This window comes from Streptomyces sp. NPDC000941 (genome assembly GCF_053599555.1).
In genome coordinates, this window is sequence record NZ_JBSFMM010000086.1 from 16,784 (window position 1) to 33,781 (window position 16,998).

The window sequence follows — 16,998 nt, forward strand, 5'->3', positions numbered from 1 at the left end:
AACGGATCATGAGAGTCAGCGTTTTCGGGCTCGGCTACGTGGGCTGCGTGTCGGCCGCGTGCCTGGCCGGCATGGGTCACGAGGTCATCGGGGTGGACGTGAACCAGGTGAAGGTCGACCTGGTCAACGACGGCAAGGCCCCGGTGGTCGAAGAGCGAATCGGCGAGCTCATCGCCGAGGTCGTGGGGACCGGGGCGTTACGCGCCACCGGCGACGTCCGCGAGGCGATCATGGGCAGCGAGGTGTCGCTGGTCTGCGTGGGCACGCCGTCGGAGCCCAACGGCAGCCTGTGCACCACGTACTTGGAGCGGGTCACCGAGCAGATCGGCGAGGCGCTGACAGATCGCAGTGGGCGCGACGGGCGGCACACCGTGGTGTTCCGCAGCACCATGCTCCCGGGCACCTGTCTGAACCTGCTGGTGCCGATTCTGGAGAAGTACGTCGGCGGCACGGCCGGGGTGGACATCGGGGTCGCGGTCAACCCGGAGTTCCTGCGCGAGGGCACGAGCGTGCGGGACTTCTTCGACCCGCCCAAGACCGTCATCGGCGAGCTCGACCCGGCAAGCGGCGATGCGGTGATGGCGCTGTACGACGGTCTGCCCGGCGAGGTGTTCCGGGTGCCGGTCCCGACGGCCGAGGCGATCAAGTACGCGGACAACGCGTTCCACGGCCTCAAGATCGGCTTCGCGAACGAGCTGGGCGCGGTGTGCCAGGCGCTCGGGGTGGACTCGCACCAGGTGATGGACGTGTTCCTGGCCGACCGCAAGCTGAACATCAGCCCCGCCTACCTGCGGCCCGGCTTCGCCTTCGGTGGCTCCTGCCTGCCCAAGGACTTACGCAGCCTGGTCCACGCGGCACAGCGGGCCGACGTCTCGGTGCCCATCCTCGCCCATGTGCTGCCCTCCAACTCCGACCATCTGCAGCGCGCGGTGGAGCTGGTCGAGCGCACCGGCAAGCGCCGGGTGGGAATGTTCGGGCTGTCCTTCAAACCCGGCACCGACGACCTCCGCGAGAGCCCGCTCGTCGAGCTGGCGGAGAGGCTCTTCGGCAAGGGGTACGACCTGCGGATCCACGACGCCAACGTGAGCCTGTCCCGGCTGATCGGCGCGAACCGCGAGTACATCGAGAACCGGCTGCCGCACCTCGCGCAGCTGCTCGCGGACTCCGTCGACGAGGTGCTCGAGCACGCCGAGGTGTGCCTGGTCGGGACCAGGGATCCGGCCGTGCTGTCGGCCCTGCCGCATGGCGACGGCCCGGTGATCGTCGACCTCATCCGCCTTCCCGACGCCGAGGCGCGCCGGGCCGAACCGGGGTACATGGGCCTTGCTTGGTGACACATCGTTCGGTGACACGGTCAGCGGCGACCGGCCGGGCCGGCGCGCGCTGATCCTGGTGGAGAACCTGTCGGTGCCGTTCGACCGGCGGGTGTGGCAGGAGTGCACGACGCTGCGCGACGCGGGCTGGAAAGTGCACGTCATCTGTCCCCAGGGGACCAAGCGGGACACGGAGCCGGAGGCGGAGATCGACGGGGTGCGGATCCACCGCTACCCGTTGCGCGCGGCCACCGGAGGGCCGGCCGGCTATCTGCGGGAGTACGGATCGGCGCTGTGGCATACGGCCCGGCTGGCCCGCAAGGTCGGCCCGGTCGACGTGGTCCACGCCTGCAACCCGCCCGATCTGCTGTTCCTGCCGGCACTATGGCTGAAGCGGCGCGGCGCGCGGTTCGTCTTCGACCAGCACGACCTGGTGCCCGAGCTGTACCTCTCCCGGTTCGACCGCGGCGAGGATCTGCTCTACCGCGCCGTGTGCGCGCTGGAACGGCGGACCTACCGGGCCGCGGACATCGTGCTCGCCACGAACGAGAGCTACCGGGACGTCGCGATGCGCCGTGGCGGCCGGAGGCCGGAGGACGTCTTCGTGGTGCGCAGCGCGCCCGCGATCGACCGGTTCCAACCGGTGCCGCCCGAGCCGGAGTTGAAGCGCGGCAAGCCTCATCTGCTGTGCTACCTCGGCGTCATGGGCCCTCAGGACGGCGTCGACTACGCCTTGCGGGCCCTCGCGAAGCTGCGCGACGAGCTCGGGCGGACCGACTGGCACGCGGTGTTCGTCGGCGCCGGCGACGCCTTCGACGCGATGGTGGAGCTGTCCCGGCGGCTCGGGCTCTCGGAGCAGGTGCAGTTCACCGGGCGCATTCCGGACGCCGACCTGGTGCGCTACCTGTGCACCGCGGACGTGTGCCTCTCCCCCGACCCGCGCAATCCGCTCAACGACGTGTCGACCATGAACAAGGTCCTGGAGTACATGGCGATGGGCCGGCCGATCGTCTCGTTCGACCTCCGGGAGGCGCGGGTCTCCGCCGGTGACGCCGCCGTCTACGCATCCGCCAACGACGAGGCCGAGTTCGCGGGGCTCATCGCGCTGCTGCTGGACGATCCGGAGAGGCGGGCCCGGATGGGCAAGATCGGCCAGGAGCGGATCGGCGGGCCGCTCTCCTGGCAGAACTCGCAAGCATCGCTGCTCGCCGCCTACGCCGCCGCCTGCCGTGACCACACTCCGGTGTCGGCGGGCGCCCCGGACCGGGCAGGGAAGAGGCAGCGCCGTTGAGCGATGACACGATACGCCTGGTCACGATCGGGCGGATTATCCGTCGGCGCTGGCGGCTTCTCACCATCCTCGCCGTGGTGGGTGCGCTCGTCGGCTACGGCACCTCTTTACTGTTTCCGCCGCGCTACACGACGTCGGCATCGGTGCTGCTGCCGGGGGCGTGGCAGGAGCGCGAGCTGGCGACTCAGGTGGAGATCGCGACCAGTTCGGTGGTGGTCGACCGCGCGGCCACCACGCTCGGCTGGACCGGGGTCAGCGGCAGCGAGCTGCGGGATCGGGTGAGCGCCAAGGCCGCCGACGGGAACATCATCACGATCTCGGGCACGGCCGACACCCCGGAGCGCGCACAGAAACTCGCCGACCAGGTGGCGCAGCAGTTCGTCACATTCGCCGCGCGGATCGCGGGCGACAACACCGACCCCGAAGCGGCGACGCGGCCCGAGGCACTGCGGCAGATGGTGGTGCGGACCAGCCGCCGCATCACCGAGCTGGCCGATGCGGCCGATCCGGGTCAGACCGTGGAGGGCGTGCAGACCCGCACCGAGCTCGCGAAGCTGCGCACCGCGCTGCAGGAGGCCATCAACAAGCTGGACCAGGCCGACCCGGCGGCTGCCAACAAGGCCAACAAGGCCAACATGGTCGTCATGGGGCCGGCGGCCCGGCCGTCCGGCGAGGCACCGCCGACGAGGACGCAGCTCATCGCCGCCGGGGCGCTGCTGTTCTTCCTGCTCGCGGTCATCGGCCATCTCACCGCCGCACGGATGAGCCGCCGGCTGCGCACCGAACCGGAGATCGCCGCGGCGCTGGGCTCGGCACTGCTGGGTACCGTCGACGTACCTGGTGATCGGCGCGCGCACCGGCCGGAAGGCCATGGCCCGCGGGCCCGGATCCGCCGGCTGCTGGGCGTCGACGTCCGGTGGGACGTACCGACCCCGCGGACGTCCGGCGACGAGGCCGGCAGACAGATCCGCTACCGGCGGGTGTGCGCCCGTCTCCGGGACCAACTGCCGGCCCCCCGGCGGCTGCTGGTCGTCGTCCCGGACGGCGACGAGATCGCCCGCCGGGCCGCCGGGCAGCTCGTCGCCGAGGCCGAGAGCGGTCCTTCCCCATCCTCTTCGAGCAGGGGATACCCCATCCCGTCCGCTTCGAGCAGGGGATACCCCACGCTGCGGGTGGTGGGGGTTTCGGTGTCCCGGCCGATGGTGCCGGACCGCGACGACGAGTCCGGTGCCCTGGTCGTGCTCAGCGCGGGCAGCTGGACCGCGGGGGAGCTCGCCGGCATCGCCGGGGCGTGTGCGGACGCCAAGCACGAGGTCGTTGGCATCGTCCTCGCCGGCGCGGTCCGGGCCCGTCCGACGCGGACTGCCGACCGTCCTCGGGATGCCGCCACGCCGGCACTCGCGGCCCGCGACCACGCGACGGAAGGTTCAGGGTGACGATGAGCACGACGTCGGAGTCGTCGGCCGCGGCTCCGCTGCTCGACCTGCAGGCGCTGGTGGTGGCGGTGCGCAGGCGGCGCCGCCTCTGGGGCTCCCTGGCGCTGCTGGGGCTGCTCGTCGGCGCGGCGGTGGCGGTCCTGCTGCCGCCACCGCCGAGCGCGGTGACCAAGGTGCTGGTCGCGCACAAGGAGGACCAGCCGAACGACCCCGGAACGCTGATCCGCACCGACGTCGCGCTGCTGCAAACCACGCGGATCGCCGGTAAGGCCCTGAAGTCCCTCGGGTCCCCGGAAAAACCAGAGGACTTCATGCAGGACTACGGGGGTATCGGTTTGACCAACAACCTGCTGCAGATCAATGTGACAGGTGAGAGCGACGCGGAAGCGGTGGCCCGCGCGAAGGCGCTGGCCGATGCGTTCGTCGCGGACCATGTGAAGCGGATACGGGAAGCCGCGAACGCCGAAGCCAAGACCCTGCTCGACCAGCGTGACCGAATGCGGGACGAACTCGCCCAGGTCAACAAGGCGATCGAAGAGGGATCGCCGGAGAGCGGGCCGAAGGCGTCGGCGAACATGGAGTCGCTCTTCGCCCGCCGGGCCGAGCTCACCTCGCGGATCACCGATTTCGGCCAGCGCGCCGCGGAGGCGCGCATCGGCACGCCCCAGCTGATCGCCGGCACACAGATCGTGGACGCCCCGCGCGCGGTGCGGCACTCCCTGCCCAGGGCCGCTGCCACCAACGCGGCGATCGGGCTCGTCCTCGGGCTCGCCCTCGGGCTCGCGGTGGCCGCGGTCGGCGCTGTGGTGGCGGACCGCCCCGTACTGCGCCGGGAGATCGCGGCGAACCTGGGCGCCTCGGTCATCGCGGAGCTGCCCCGCCGGTCGGGCAGGCCGTGGCAGCGCCGACGGATCCGGGCGGCACGGACAAGGCTCACCACGTCCTTGGCCCGCACCGTACGCGCCTCCGCGGAACCGGTGTCGCTGCTGGAACTGGGCTGTGCGCGCAGCACGAGCGTGATCGCCCTGGACCTCGGCCGGGCACTGGGGGCGGAGGGGCCGGTGGTCATCATCGACGCACTGCCCGGCCCGCAGCTCGCCAAGCGCACCACGAAGCCAGGAGATCCGACCGTGGTCAGCGGCGAGCGTGCCGCGGCCGTGTCGCATGAGGAGCGCCGACTCGGCGTCGGTTCGGTGGCGCCCGGCACCGCGTGGACCGACCTCCAGTATCTCGGCGCCCGGACCGTACTCGTCGTGCGTGCCGGGCACGGCAGCGCCGCATGGCTGCACACCGTGGCGCGGCACCTCGCGGACCAGGGCATTCCGGTGATCGGTGTGGTGCTGATCGACCCCGATCCGCGTGACCGGTCCGACGGCACGCTGTGGGACGGGCCGCACACCGCGCCGCGCGGCCAGAGCGAGCGGTCGGCCCGGCAGAACGGGACGGGCCGGTGGCGGACGGAGCGGCAGCCGATGTGGGCCGCACGGGTCCCGGACAGCGACCAGGAGGCGCGGTAGGACATGTGTGGCATCGCAGGCACTTACCGATGGCCGGACGGGAAGGTCGTGACCGACCGGCTCACCGATACGCTCGCCCACCGCGGTCCGGACGGGGCGGGCCGGTACAGCCACGCCGCCGGCGTTGGCGAAGTGCACCTCGGGCACCGCCGGCTGGCCATCATCGACCTGTCCGGGACCGGCGCCCAGCCGATGGTCTCGGGCGGCCTCGTCCTGACGTACAACGGCGAGCTGTACAACGCGCCCGAGCTGCGTGCCGAGCTGGCAGCCGCCGGGGTGCGCTTCCGGGGCACCTCCGACACCGAGGTGCTGCTGGAGGCCTGGCGGCGCTGGGGCACGGACTGTCTGCCCCGGCTGCGCGGCATGTTCGCGTTCGGGATCTTCGACGAGCGAACCGGTGAGCTGGTGCTCGCCCGCGACCAGCTCGGCATCAAGCCGCTGTTCCTGCTCCGGCGCGGCGAGGGTCTGGTGTTCGCCTCCGAGCTGAAGGCGCTCGCCGCCGTGACCGGCGGGTCGCTGCAGGTGGACCATGCGGCGCTGGTGGCCTCGCTGCTGTACTACTGGGTGCCGGACTCACGGTGCGCGTTCCGCGAAGCGGAGAAGCTGCCGCCGGGGAGCTGGCTGCGGATACGGCCCGACGGCCGGGTGGAGCGCGGCCGGTACTGGCATCTGAAGGACGTCGCCGCCGAGGCCCGGGAGCGGGCCCGGGACGGTGAGCAGCCGGACCTGGCCGCCATCGTCGAGGAGTCGACCCGGCGCCACCTGCTCTCCGACGTACCCGTGGCGACCTTCCTCTCCGGCGGTCTCGACTCCAGCTACCTGACCGCGCTGGCGGCCCGCGACCGCCCCGGGATCTCCGCTTACACGATCGGGTTCCGCGCCGAGGACGCCAGGTTCGAGGCGATGCCGGACGACCTGCGCTATGCCCGGCGGGTGGCCGAGCGGTTCGGCGTCGACCTGCATGAGATCGAGATCGCTCCGAACGTACTCGATCTGCTGCCGCGGATGACGTACCACCTGGACGAGCCGATCGGCGACCCCGCCGCGATCAACACGTTCCTGATCTGCTCGGCCGCCCGGGAGGCCGGGGTCAAGGTGATGCTCTCGGGGATGGGCGCCGACGAGCTGTTCGCCGGCTACCGCAAGCACCTGGCCAACCTGATCGCGCTGCGCTATCAGCGCGTCCCGCGGCCCCTGCGGCGCGGGGTGTTCAGGGCCGTGGACCGGCTGCCGGTCGCCACGGCCCGCCGGGGGTACCGGTCGGTGCGCTTCGCGAAGCGGTTTCTCTCCTTCGCCGAACTGCCGGAGGAGACCGCGTTCCGGCGCAGCTACACCATGTACGACCAGGACGAGCTGCTCGCCCTTCTCGATCCGGACCTGGCCGGGACGGTCGAGGACGTGCTCACCGAGCACGCGGACATCTACCAGGACAACAACCTCGACGACTTCGTCAACCGCATGTGCCTGGGCGACGCCCGGATGTTCCTGCCGGGCCTGAACCTCACGTACACGGACCGCTCCAGCATGGCCGCCTCGACCGAGGTGCGGGTGCCGTACGTGGACGTCGAGGTGGTCAAGGCGGCGTTCGCCGTGCCAGGCGATCGCAAGATCGTCGGACGGCAGGGCAAGGCCGTGCTCAAGGAGGCGGCCACCTCGATCCTGCCGAAGGAGATCGTCTACCGGCCCAAGGGCCTGTTCAGCGCCCCGCTGCGGGCCTGGATGAGCCGGGATCTGGCACCGCTGGTGCGCGAGGTGGTGCACGACGGTGTGCTCGTACGGGACGGGTTCCTGCGCCGAGACGCGCTGGCCCGCATGGTCGCCGAGGACGCCGCCGGGCAGCGGGACTTCTCCAAGCATCTGTGGCATGTGCTGACCCTCGAGTACTGGTATCGCGACGCGACCTCTGGGTCCGGCCAGAGCACTCGGTTAACGGCTTAGGAATTCAGAGGAGTTCGGGTGAAACAGGTTGTGCAGAACTACAAGAGCGGCGAGCTGGCTGTGCTCGACGTGCCGGTGCCGGGGTGCAAGCCGGGCGGTGTGCTGGTCCGCAGCGCCTACTCGCTGATCTCCACCGGGACCGAGCTCATGAAGGTGTCCGAGGCCGGTATGTCGATGCTGGGCAAGGCCCGCTCCCGGCCGGACCAGGTGGCCAAGGTCATGCAGAGCGTGGCCACCAACGGGGTGGGCGCCACTTACCGCAAGGTGATGGGCAAGCTGGACTCCTACACGCCGCTGGGCTACTCGCTGTGCGGGGTGGTCGAGCAGGTCGGCGCCGGGATCGACGATGTCAAGGTCGGCGACCTCGTGGCCTGCGCGGGCAATGAGCACGCACTGCACGCCGAGCTCAACTGGGTGCCGAAGAACCTGTACACCCCGGTACCGGACGGCCTCGCGCCGCGGCACGCGGCCTTCGGCACCGTCGGGTCGATCGCGATGCAGGGCGTCCGCCGCGGCGAGCCGCAGCTCGGCGACACGGCACTGGTGATCGGCCTCGGGCTGATCGGGCAGCTGGTGGTGCAGCTGCTGGCCGCCTCGGGAGTCCGCGTCGTCGGGGCCGACCCCGACCCGGTGCGCTGCGAGCTCGCCGAGCGCTTGGGCGCGGCGGCCTGCGGCGATCCCGCGTCCTCGGCCGTGGAAGCTGCCGTCGCCGAGCTCACCGGCGGTCACGGCGTGGACCAGGTGTACCTGGCCGCCGGCGGTGGCAGCAACCAGCCCGTCGAGCTGGCCGCCCGGCTGTGCCGGGACCGCGGCCGGGTCGTCGACATCGGCAAGTGCCGTCTGGACCTGCCGTGGAACGCGTATTACGAGAAGGAGCTCGACGTCCGGTTCTCCCGCAGTTACGGCCCCGGGCGCTACGACCCGGAGTACGAGCTCGAGGGGCGGGACTACCCGATCGGCTATGTGCGCTGGACCGAGCGCCGCAACCTGGCGTGCTTCCTCGATCTCCTCGCCCGCGGCAGCGTCGACGTGGAGCCCTTGGTCTCCCACGTGGCCGACTTCGATGACGCCGTCGAGACGTATCAGCACCTGAAGGACGGCGATCTGAAGGCCGTGGCTGTGCTGTTCCGGTACCCCGGCCACCCCAGCCGAGCTGCGGAAGCGGAGGCCCCGGCGGTGGCCGTGCCCGCGGTGAAGAGACCCGGCGGTGGAGTGTCCACCCCGGCCGGGTCCGCCAAGGCGCCGGTGCGGCTGGCGTTCGTCGGCGCGGGAAACTACGCGACGTCGATGCTGCTGCCGCACCTGGCACGGCGCGACGGCGTCGAGTTGTCGACCGTCGTCACCACGACGGCGCTGTCCGCGGCCAACGCGCAGCGGAAGTTCGGCTTCGCCGAGGCGACCACCGATCTCGACGCCGTGCTCGGCGACAAGTCCATCGACGCGGTGTTCGTGGTCACCCGGCACAGCTCGCACGCCGAACTGACCCGGAAGGCGCTGCTCGCCGGCAAGGCGGTGTTCGTGGAGAAGCCCCTGGCCCTCACCGAGGACGAGCTGGCCGGCGTGCTCGCGGCGGTGGAGGAGTCCGGCAACGACCGGCTGCAGGTGGGCTTCAACCGCCGCTTCGCGCCGCTGCTGCAGGAGGCCAGGAAGCGGTTCGGCGCCCGGACCGGCCCGGCGAGCCTGCGCTATCTGGTCAACGCGGGCCGGCTGCAGCACGGCAGCTGGTACCTCCGACAAGGCACCGAGGGCTCGCGGTTCGCCGGCGAGGGCGGGCACTTCATCGACACGGCGAGCTGGCTGCTCGATGCCGACCCGGTCTCGGTGTACGCGGTCGCCACGTCCGGCAACGAGGGCAGCGGTGACATTCAGGTCGTGCTGCGCTACCCGGACGGGTCCACCGCCACCATCAGCTACGTCACCACCGGCCCGGCCGGTTTCCCCAAGGAGACGCTGGACCTGATCGCGGACGGCAAGGTGCTGCGGCTCGACGACTTCGTCCGCGCTTCGCTGTTTGCAGACAGGGGGGCCAGCGGCAAGCGGTGGGTCAGTTCGCGGCTGCCCAAGGCCCGGGACAAGGGCCAGTCCGCCGAACTGGCCGCGTTCCTCAAGGCCGTGCGCACCGGCGCACCGATGCCGGTGCCGCTGGAGTCGCTGGTCGCCACCACGGCGGCCACCCTCGCCGTGCGGACCGGCCTGGCCGGCGGCGCGCCGGTGACGTTGGCGAGGGCGCGATGACTGTGAACTCGGGGAGCCCGGGCTGGTACCTGCGGCGGCTGTCCCGGATGGGGCCGCGGGAGGTCGGCGGCCGGGTGGGGGACGCGGTGCGCAGGCGGCGGTGGCGGTCGGCGCGGCCGGACTGCCCGAGCGTGACCGGCGCCCGGTTCACCGCTGTACTGCCCGCGGGGACGATCGCCGCGGTGCCACCGGACGCCGCGAAGCGGCTCATCGCCGAGGCGGACCGGCTGATGGCCGGGCACGCCGAGTATTTCGGGGTGGTCCGCGACGACCTGGCCGACCCGGACTGGTGGTACGACCCGAAGACCGGGCGCCGGGCCCCGTGGGGCTACGCCTTCGACGTGCCGTACCGGAACGAGGACGCGGTCGGGGACATCAAGCAGATCTGGGAGCCGTCCCGGCATCAGTACCTCACCCAGCTCGCCGCCGCCTACGCGATCACCGGGGACGAGCGGTACGCCGGGCGCGTGGCCGAGCATCTGCGGTCGTGGTGGGCGGGCAACGCGCCGCTGCGCGGAGTGCACTGGACCAGCGGCATCGAGCTGGGGATCCGGCTGCTGTCCTGGGTGTGGATCCGCCGGCTGCTCGACGGCTGGCCGGGCGTGGCCGCTCTGTTCGAGGGCAACCCGGTGGCGCTGAACCAGATCTGGCACCACCAGCGCTGGCTGGCCGCCTTCCCCAGCCGGGGGTCCTCGGCGAACAACCACGTCATCGCCGAGACCGCCGGGCAGTTGGCCGCGGCCTGCGCGTTCGGGTGGTTCCCCGCCTCGGCGCGCTGGCGAGCAGACGCGCTGCGGTCGCTGGAGCGGCAGCTGCGGAGCAACACCTTCGACTCCGGCCTCAACCGCGAGCTGGCCACCGAGTATCACGGACTGGTGCTGGAGCTCGGCCTGGCCGCGGTGGCCGAGGCGGATGCCGCGGGCGTGCCGGTCCCCGCGTCGGTCCGGCTGGTGCTGCTGCGGATGACCGACGCGCTCGCGGCCGTCGTGGACAACCGGCTGCGGCCGCCGCGCCAGGGGGACGCGGACGACGGGCACGGTCTGGTCGTGGACGGCGCGGGCACCGACCGCTGGGCCTCGCTGCTGGCCACCGGGGACGCCGTGTTCGGCCGGCTCGCCTGGTGGCCGACGGTGACCGGCACCGATGTGCGTACCCCGCTGCTGGCCGCGCTCATCCGGCCGTACGCGAAAAACGGAACCGCACCGGCCGTGTCCCGCCCGCCAAGCCGGCCGGCCCATTTCGCCGACGCGGGGCTTACCATCCTGCGCGGTCCGGCGGAGATCTGGTGCCGCTGCGACGGTGGTCCGCACGGGTTCCTGTCCATCGCCGCGCATGCTCACGCGGACGCGCTGTCCGTGGAGGTCCGGCACGACGGGGTCGATGTGCTCGCCGACCCGGGGACGTTCTGCTACCACGGGCAGCCCGAGTGGCGGCAGTACTTCCGGTCGACCCTCGGCCACAACACCCTGCAGCTGGACGGCGGTGACCAGTCCCTCTCCGGCGGCCCGTTCCTGTGGACGCGGCATGCCCGCAGCCACGTCCTGGCCGTGGACACCTCCGGCGCCTCCGACGAGGGGACGGCCCGCTGGTGCGCCGAGCACGACGGCTACCAGCGCTCCGTGCACCGCCGCCGGGTGGAGCTGACGGCAGCGAGCCAGGAGCTGAGGGTGGTCGACGAGGTGCGCGGCCCGCGCCGGGCCGTGCGCCTGGCGTTCCACCTCGGCCCGGCGATCGCCGCGGACCTGGTGGGGAACCGGGCATCGCTCACCTGGACCCGGGACGGCGAGGACCGCTCCGCGGCGCTCGACCTGCCCGGGCAGCTGCGCTGGCGGGCGCATCGCGGCGAGAGTGACCCGCCGCTGGGCTGGTACTCCGCCGGCTTCGGGCGCAAGGAACCCACCACGACGCTGGTCGGCACCGGCTTCGCCGACGGCACTGCGCTGTTGGGGGAGTTCACCACCGTACTCAGGTTCCGCGGCTAGGGAGGAGGACACTTGGGGATCAAGTGGCGGCACTGGGCGATTCCGGCGGCACCGCTGGCGCTGGCCTTGGCCCTGCTGGCGGCGACCGGCTGTGAGAGCACGCCGGGCGCAAGGTCAAAGCCGCCCGCTGCGCCGTCCACGTCCGTGGCCCGGGTGTGCGCCAAGCCCGCGGCCGGGCCGGCGAAGGCGCCGGCGGGCGCGGTGACGGTCGACCCCGCGGTGGATGGTGACCTGGCCGCGAAGACCAAGAAGAGCCCCCCGAACACCACGTTCTGGCTTCGACCGGGCAAGCACCGGCTCGACCCGGACCGCTACGCCCAGGTCATCCCCAAGGAGGGGGACAGCTACCTCGGCGCGCCGGGCGCGGTGCTCGACGGCCGGAAGACCAACCAGTACGCGTTCGGGGGCACCGCCCGCAACGTCACCATCCGCTACCTGACCGTGCAGGATTTCGTCGCGCCGCATGACGAGGGCGTGGTCAACCATGACTCGGCCGACGGGTGGCTGATCGAGCACGCGACGATCCAGAACAACTCCGGCGCCGGGCTGATGGCCGGTGCCCGCCAGCGGGTCCGCGCCAGCTGCCTGCGCGGCAACGGTCAGTACGGCATGAACGCGTACAAGGCCACCGGCCGGATCAGCGGTCTGGTGGTCGAGGGCAACGAGATCGTGGGCAACAACAGGGACGACTGGGAGCGGCGGCGGCCGGGCTGCGGCTGCACCGGAGGCGTCAAGTTCTGGGCCGTCAACGGCGCCGACATACGCGGCAACTGGGTGCACGACAACCGCGGAGCCGGGTTGTGGGCGGACACCAACAACAACGACTTCCGCATCGAGAACAACGTGCTCGAGGCCAACGACGGTGCCGCGCTGATCTACGAGACCAGCTACAACGCGGTCATCCGGAAGAACACGATCCGGCGGAACAACTGGGTCGAGGGCCGCAGGTACGCCGACCGGGGCGACAACTTCCCGTATCCGACCATCTACCTGTCCGAGTCCGGCGGCGAACCACGGATCCGGGCCCGTACGGACAAGATCGAGATCTACCGGAACGTGCTGGAGAACAACTGGTCAGGGATCACCCTGTGGGAAAACGCCGACCGGTTCTGCAACAGCCCGGCCAACACCTCCTCCGGTGACTGCACGTTGCTGGTGAAGAACACCGACCGCTGCGCACAGCCGGCGATCGCCACCGCACCGCTCTACGCCGACTGCCGGTGGAAGACCCAGCGGGTGGACATCCACGGCAACCGCTTCGTGCTGGACGAATCGGTCGTCGACTGCACGGTGAACTGCGACCGGATGGCGGTGCTGGCCAACTACGGCACCTATCCGGACTGGTCGCCGTACCAGGGCGAGCGGGTGGCCGAGGCGATCACCCGCAAGCAGCACAACCGCTGGCACGACAACGTCTACCTCGGGCCATGGAAGTTCGTCGCCCACGACCCGAGCCGGACACTCGACTCCTGGCAGTGGCAGAGCACGCCGTACCGGCAGGACGCGGGCAGCACCTTCCGCGCACGGGACGGTGGTTGAGATGAGCACCGACCACACGTCCCACACGTCTCACACGTCGAGGATCGTCGGGACGGTCTGGGGGCTGCTGATCCTCAACACGCTCGGCTCCGCCGGGGCGAAGACCATCGTCCCGCTGCCCCGCTCCCTCATCCAGTTGGTCACCATGGGCGCGCTGGTCACCGCGTTCGCGCTGGCGCTCGTACTCAATCTCCGGCTGCGCATCCGGGCCAGCGCCTTCCTGTTCCTGCTCACCCTGCTGCTGGTGCCGAGCGTGATCTCCAGTGCGCACCTGGAGTCCGGGTTCGGCGCGCTGTTCCGGTGCGCCCGGCTGGCTCTCTTCGTCGGCACGCTGTGGCTGCTCAGCCGCTGGTGGGACGGCGGTCTGACGTTCGTGCGGCACCACATCCGGATGTACTTCGCGGTGCTCGGCTCGGTGGCCGCCGGTCTGGTCGTCTCGCCGGGCGCGGCCATGCCCGACCTCTACGGCGGGCGGCTGGTCGGCGCGTTGTGGCCGCTCACGCCGCCGCAGATCGGACAGTACGCCGCGGTGATCATCGGGCTCACCGTGCTGCTCGTACTGGGCCGCCGGACCGACAGGGCGAGCGCGGCGCTGGTCATCGTGCCGTCACTCGTCCTGCTCGCGTTGACTCATACCCGGACGGCCACGCTCGGCCTGTTCATCGGGCTGGCGTTGGCGATCGGCTCGCTCGTCCTGACCAGCGCCGCCGCCCGCCGGTTCTTCACCCGGGCGGTGCTGTGCGCCGCGGTGGCCGCGGTGGCGCTCGGCTCCGCGCTGCAGGCGTGGTTCCTGCGCGGGCAGAGCAAGGAGAACTTCTCCAGCCTCACCGGTCGGGCCAAGGTCTGGGACGCCCTGCTGGCAGCGCCCCGGACGACCGTGGAGCAGGTGTTCGGCGTGGGCCTGGGCGACAAGTCGTTCGGCGGGCTGCCGATCGACAACAGCTGGCTGGCCGTCTACAACGAGCAGGGTCTGCTCGGTGTCGTCCTCGTGGCGGCGATCATCATCGTGCTGGGTGGCGTCGCGTTACTGCGGCCACCGTCGCTGCAGCGGGCCTGCGCGATCTTCCTGATCAGCTACTGCGCGATCGCGTCGTACACCGAGGCCGGTCTTGGCGACGCCTCGCCGTATCTGCTGCATCTGGCCGGGGCCGCCTCGCTGCTGGCGGCACCTGCCCCGGCCACGCCCGTCCCGACGCCCGAAGTTCCTCGACGACGCGTCCCGCGATGGGCCCGGAGATCGGAGGTGACCTGATCATGCACGGCATGCACGTCCTCGTAGTGCACAACCGCTACGCCTCGGCGCAGCCGAGCGGGGAGAACAAGGTCGTCGACCAGGAGGTGGAGCTGCTGCGCGCGGCCGGCCACCGGGTCGAGGTGTTCGAGCGGCGCAGCGACGAGATCGCCGCCCGTTCCCTGCTGGGCAAGGCCGCCGTACCGCTGCTGGTGCCGTGGAACCCGGCGGTCCGCAGGGGGCTCGCCGACCGGCTGCGCACCGAGCGGCCGGACGTGGTGCACGTCCACAACGTCTTCCCGCTCCTGTCGCCAGCGGTGCTGGCCGCCTGCGCCGACGCCGGTGTGCCCGCCGTCGCCACGCTGCACAACTACACGCAGGTCTGCCCGCCCGGCACACTGCAGCGGGACGGCCGGCCGTGCGCCGAGTGCGTCGGGTCGGCGCCGCTGCCCGCCGTCAGGCACGGCTGCTACCGGGGCTCCCGGCTGGCGACGGTGCCGCTCGCGGTCAGCCTGTCGGTCAACCGGCGGCGGTGGTGGTCCGGCGTGGAGCGGTTCTTCTGCATCTCCGCGGCGCAGCGCGACGTCCTGGTGCGGGCCGGTATGCCGGCCGAGCGGCTGGCGGTGAAGCACAACTTCGTGCCCGACCCTGCCGCCCGCCGGGCGGGCGCCGGCGAGCATCTGCTCTATCTCGGCCGGCTCGCGGAGGCCAAGGGCGTACGGCTGCTGATGGCCGCGTGGGACGAGATCGCGGCGAGCGGCGGTGTGGGGGTGCCGCTCGTGGTCGCCGGAGCGGGGCCGCTGGAGCGAGAGGTGACCGCCTGGGCGGCGGGCCGGGACGACGTGCGGTACGTCGGCCTGTACGACACGGCCCAGTGCCGGCAGGCCATCGCGCGGTCGGTCGCCGTGGTGGCTCCCTCGACGTGGCTGGAGGCGTTCGGCCTGGTGGTCGTGGAGGCGATGGCGGCGGGGGTCCCGGCCGTCGCGGCCGGTCACGGCGCCTTCGTCGAACTCGTCGAGGACGGGGTGACCGGGCTGCTGCACCGGCCGGGCGAGCCCGCCTCGCTCGCGTCCTGCCTGCGCCGGATCACGGCCGGACCGGACCGCAACCGGGAGATGGGGCAGGCGGCCCGGCGCCGTTACGAGCAGGGCTTCAGCCCGGCCGTCGGTCTTGAGCGCCTGGTGGAGGGGTACCGCACCGCGATCGCGGGTCGGACGGAATCAATGGGGGGCAATAGATGACACGATGCCGACTCTGCGGCTCGGAAGCGATGGCGAGCGTCGTCGATCTCGGGGCGACGCCACCGTGTGAGAGCTTTCTCGCCGCGGACCAACTGGACAAGCCGGAGCCCGCGTACCCGCTGCACCTGCGGGTCTGCACCGACTGCTGGCTCGCGCAGATCCCGCCGCTGATCACGCCGGAGGAGACGTTCAGCGAGTACGCGTACTTCTCCTCGTACTCGACCTCCTGGGTGGAGCACGCGCGCACATACGTCGCCGACGCCGTACAGCGGGTGGGTCTCGGCCCCGACGCCTTCGTGGTCGAGGTCGCGAGCAACGACGGGTACCTGCTGAGGCACGTGGTGGACCGCGGGATCCGCTGCCTGGGCATCGAGCCGTCGGTGAACGTCGGCGCCGCGGCGCGGGACGTTGGTGTGCCGACGCTCACGGAGTTCCTGTCCCCGGACACCGGCTCGGCCGTCCGCGCCGAACACGGCCCGGCGGACCTGGTCGTGGCCAACAACGTGTACGCACACATCCCCGACGTGGTCGGGTTCACCCGGGGGCTGCGCGCCCTGGTCGCCGACGACGGCTGGGTCTCCATCGAGGTGCAGCATCTGCTGACCCTGATCGAGGAGAACCAGTACGACACGATCTACCACGAGCACTTCCAGTACTACACGGTCGCCTCCGCGATCCGGGCGCTGGCGAGCGGCGGACTCTCGCTCGTGGACGTCGAGCTGCTGCCCACGCACGGCGGATCCATCCGGCTGTGGGCCCGGCCGGCCGAGGTGGCCGACGAGCCGAGTGATGGGGTCTCCCCTGCTCGAGCGAAGCCGAGAGCTCGGGGAAAAGTGGCCGACGTGCTGGCCCGGGAGAAGGCCGCCGGGCTGCAGGAGCTGTCCGGGTACGCCGAGTTCTCCGCTCGGGTGGCCAAGGTGCGCCGGGACCTGCTGCGGTTCCTCGTCGAGGCGGCCGAGCGCGGCGAGACGGTGGTCGGCTACGGCGCCCCGGGCAAGGGCAACACCCTGCTCAACCACTGCGGCATCCGGCCCGACCTGCTCCCGTACACGGTCGACCGCAACCCCTACAAGCACGGCAGGTTCACCCCGGGCACCCGTATCCCGATCCTGCCGCCCGAGCAGATAGCCGCCGACAGACCGGACTACGTCCTCGTCCTCCCGTGGAACCTGCGGGCCGAGCTGGTCGAGCAGCTGTCCTTCGTGCACGCCTGGGGCGGCCGGCTGGTCTTTCCCATCCCGGAACTGAGCATTGTCGAGGTCGCGTCGTGAAAGA

The 16,998-nt window shown here is 71.6% G+C and carries 11 protein-coding genes; all 11 read left to right on the forward strand.

All coding sequences use genetic code 11. The features are described 5' to 3' along the window. The first annotated feature begins 8 nt into the window (after positions 1 to 8). Genes ACWDSL_RS26225 through ACWDSL_RS26275 form a run of 11 tightly spaced genes read left to right on the forward strand, consistent with a single transcriptional unit; the run spans position 9 to position 16,994 of the window. Positions 9 to 1,334, forward strand: a complete 1,326-nt coding sequence (locus ACWDSL_RS26225) for a nucleotide sugar dehydrogenase (protein WP_450489339.1) — start codon at positions 9 to 11, stop codon at positions 1,332 to 1,334. Further along, complete coding sequence (locus tag ACWDSL_RS26230; RefSeq protein WP_450489341.1) at positions 1,324 to 2,604, forward strand: glycosyltransferase family 4 protein; 1,281 nt, start codon at positions 1,324 to 1,326, stop codon at positions 2,602 to 2,604. Before ACWDSL_RS26225 ends, ACWDSL_RS26230 begins: the two co-directional genes overlap by 11 nt. Beyond that, positions 2,601 to 4,040 carry a Wzz/FepE/Etk N-terminal domain-containing protein gene (locus ACWDSL_RS26235; protein ID WP_450489343.1) on the forward strand — a complete coding sequence of 480 codons (1,440 nt, stop codon included), beginning with the start codon at positions 2,601 to 2,603 and terminating at the stop codon, positions 4,038 to 4,040. The genes ACWDSL_RS26230 and ACWDSL_RS26235 overlap by 4 nt, the downstream gene beginning before the upstream one ends. Next, on the forward strand, positions 4,037 to 5,557 hold the full coding sequence (locus ACWDSL_RS26240; protein ID WP_450489345.1) for a Wzz/FepE/Etk N-terminal domain-containing protein: 1,521 nt from the start codon (positions 4,037 to 4,039) through the stop codon (positions 5,555 to 5,557). Before ACWDSL_RS26235 ends, ACWDSL_RS26240 begins: the two co-directional genes overlap by 4 nt. A 3-nt stretch (positions 5,558 to 5,560) precedes the next feature. After that, entirely contained in the window at positions 5,561 to 7,495 is a 1,935-nt protein-coding gene (gene asnB / locus ACWDSL_RS26245; RefSeq protein WP_450489347.1) for an asparagine synthase (glutamine-hydrolyzing), read from the forward strand. A gap of 18 nt (positions 7,496 to 7,513) precedes the next feature. Further along, a complete protein-coding gene (locus ACWDSL_RS26250) occupies positions 7,514 to 9,730 on the forward strand; it encodes a bi-domain-containing oxidoreductase (RefSeq protein WP_450489349.1) in 2,217 nt (738 codons plus the stop codon). Further along, positions 9,727 to 11,712, forward strand: coding sequence for an alginate lyase family protein (locus ACWDSL_RS26255; RefSeq protein WP_450489351.1), 1,986 nt, complete (start codon positions 9,727 to 9,729; stop codon positions 11,710 to 11,712). Before ACWDSL_RS26250 ends, ACWDSL_RS26255 begins: the two co-directional genes overlap by 4 nt. A 12-nt stretch (positions 11,713 to 11,724) precedes the next feature. Then, positions 11,725 to 13,251 carry a right-handed parallel beta-helix repeat-containing protein gene (locus ACWDSL_RS26260; protein WP_450489353.1) on the forward strand — a complete coding sequence of 509 codons (1,527 nt, stop codon included), beginning with the start codon at positions 11,725 to 11,727 and terminating at the stop codon, positions 13,249 to 13,251. A gap of 1 nt (position 13,252) precedes the next feature. Further along, entirely contained in the window at positions 13,253 to 14,503 is a 1,251-nt protein-coding gene (locus tag ACWDSL_RS26265; protein ID WP_450489355.1) for an O-antigen ligase domain-containing protein, read from the forward strand. A gap of 11 nt (positions 14,504 to 14,514) precedes the next feature. Continuing rightward, positions 14,515 to 15,723, forward strand: a complete 1,209-nt coding sequence (locus ACWDSL_RS26270; RefSeq protein WP_450489357.1) for a glycosyltransferase — start codon at positions 14,515 to 14,517, stop codon at positions 15,721 to 15,723. Further along, a complete protein-coding gene (locus tag ACWDSL_RS26275) occupies positions 15,720 to 16,994 on the forward strand; it encodes a class I SAM-dependent methyltransferase (protein WP_450489359.1) in 1,275 nt (424 codons plus the stop codon). Before ACWDSL_RS26270 ends, ACWDSL_RS26275 begins: the two co-directional genes overlap by 4 nt. Positions 16,995 to 16,998: the final 4 nt, after the last annotated feature.

Bases quoted from the DNA above. Each gene is read 5' to 3' on its own strand.
- ACWDSL_RS26255 (WP_450489351.1), top strand. From the start codon at position 9,727: ATGACTGTGAACTCGGGGAGCCCGGGCTGGTACCTGCGGCGGCTGTCC.
- ACWDSL_RS26275 (WP_450489359.1), top strand. From the start codon at position 15,720: ATGACACGATGCCGACTCTGCGGCTCGGAAGCGATGGCGAGCGTCGTC.
- ACWDSL_RS26270 (WP_450489357.1), top strand. From the start codon at position 14,515: ATGCACGTCCTCGTAGTGCACAACCGCTACGCCTCGGCGCAGCCGAGC.
- ACWDSL_RS26225 (WP_450489339.1), top strand. From the start codon at position 9: ATGAGAGTCAGCGTTTTCGGGCTCGGCTACGTGGGCTGCGTGTCGGCC.
- asnB (WP_450489347.1), top strand. From the start codon at position 5,561: ATGTGTGGCATCGCAGGCACTTACCGATGGCCGGACGGGAAGGTCGTG.
- ACWDSL_RS26265 (WP_450489355.1), top strand. From the start codon at position 13,253: ATGAGCACCGACCACACGTCCCACACGTCTCACACGTCGAGGATCGTC.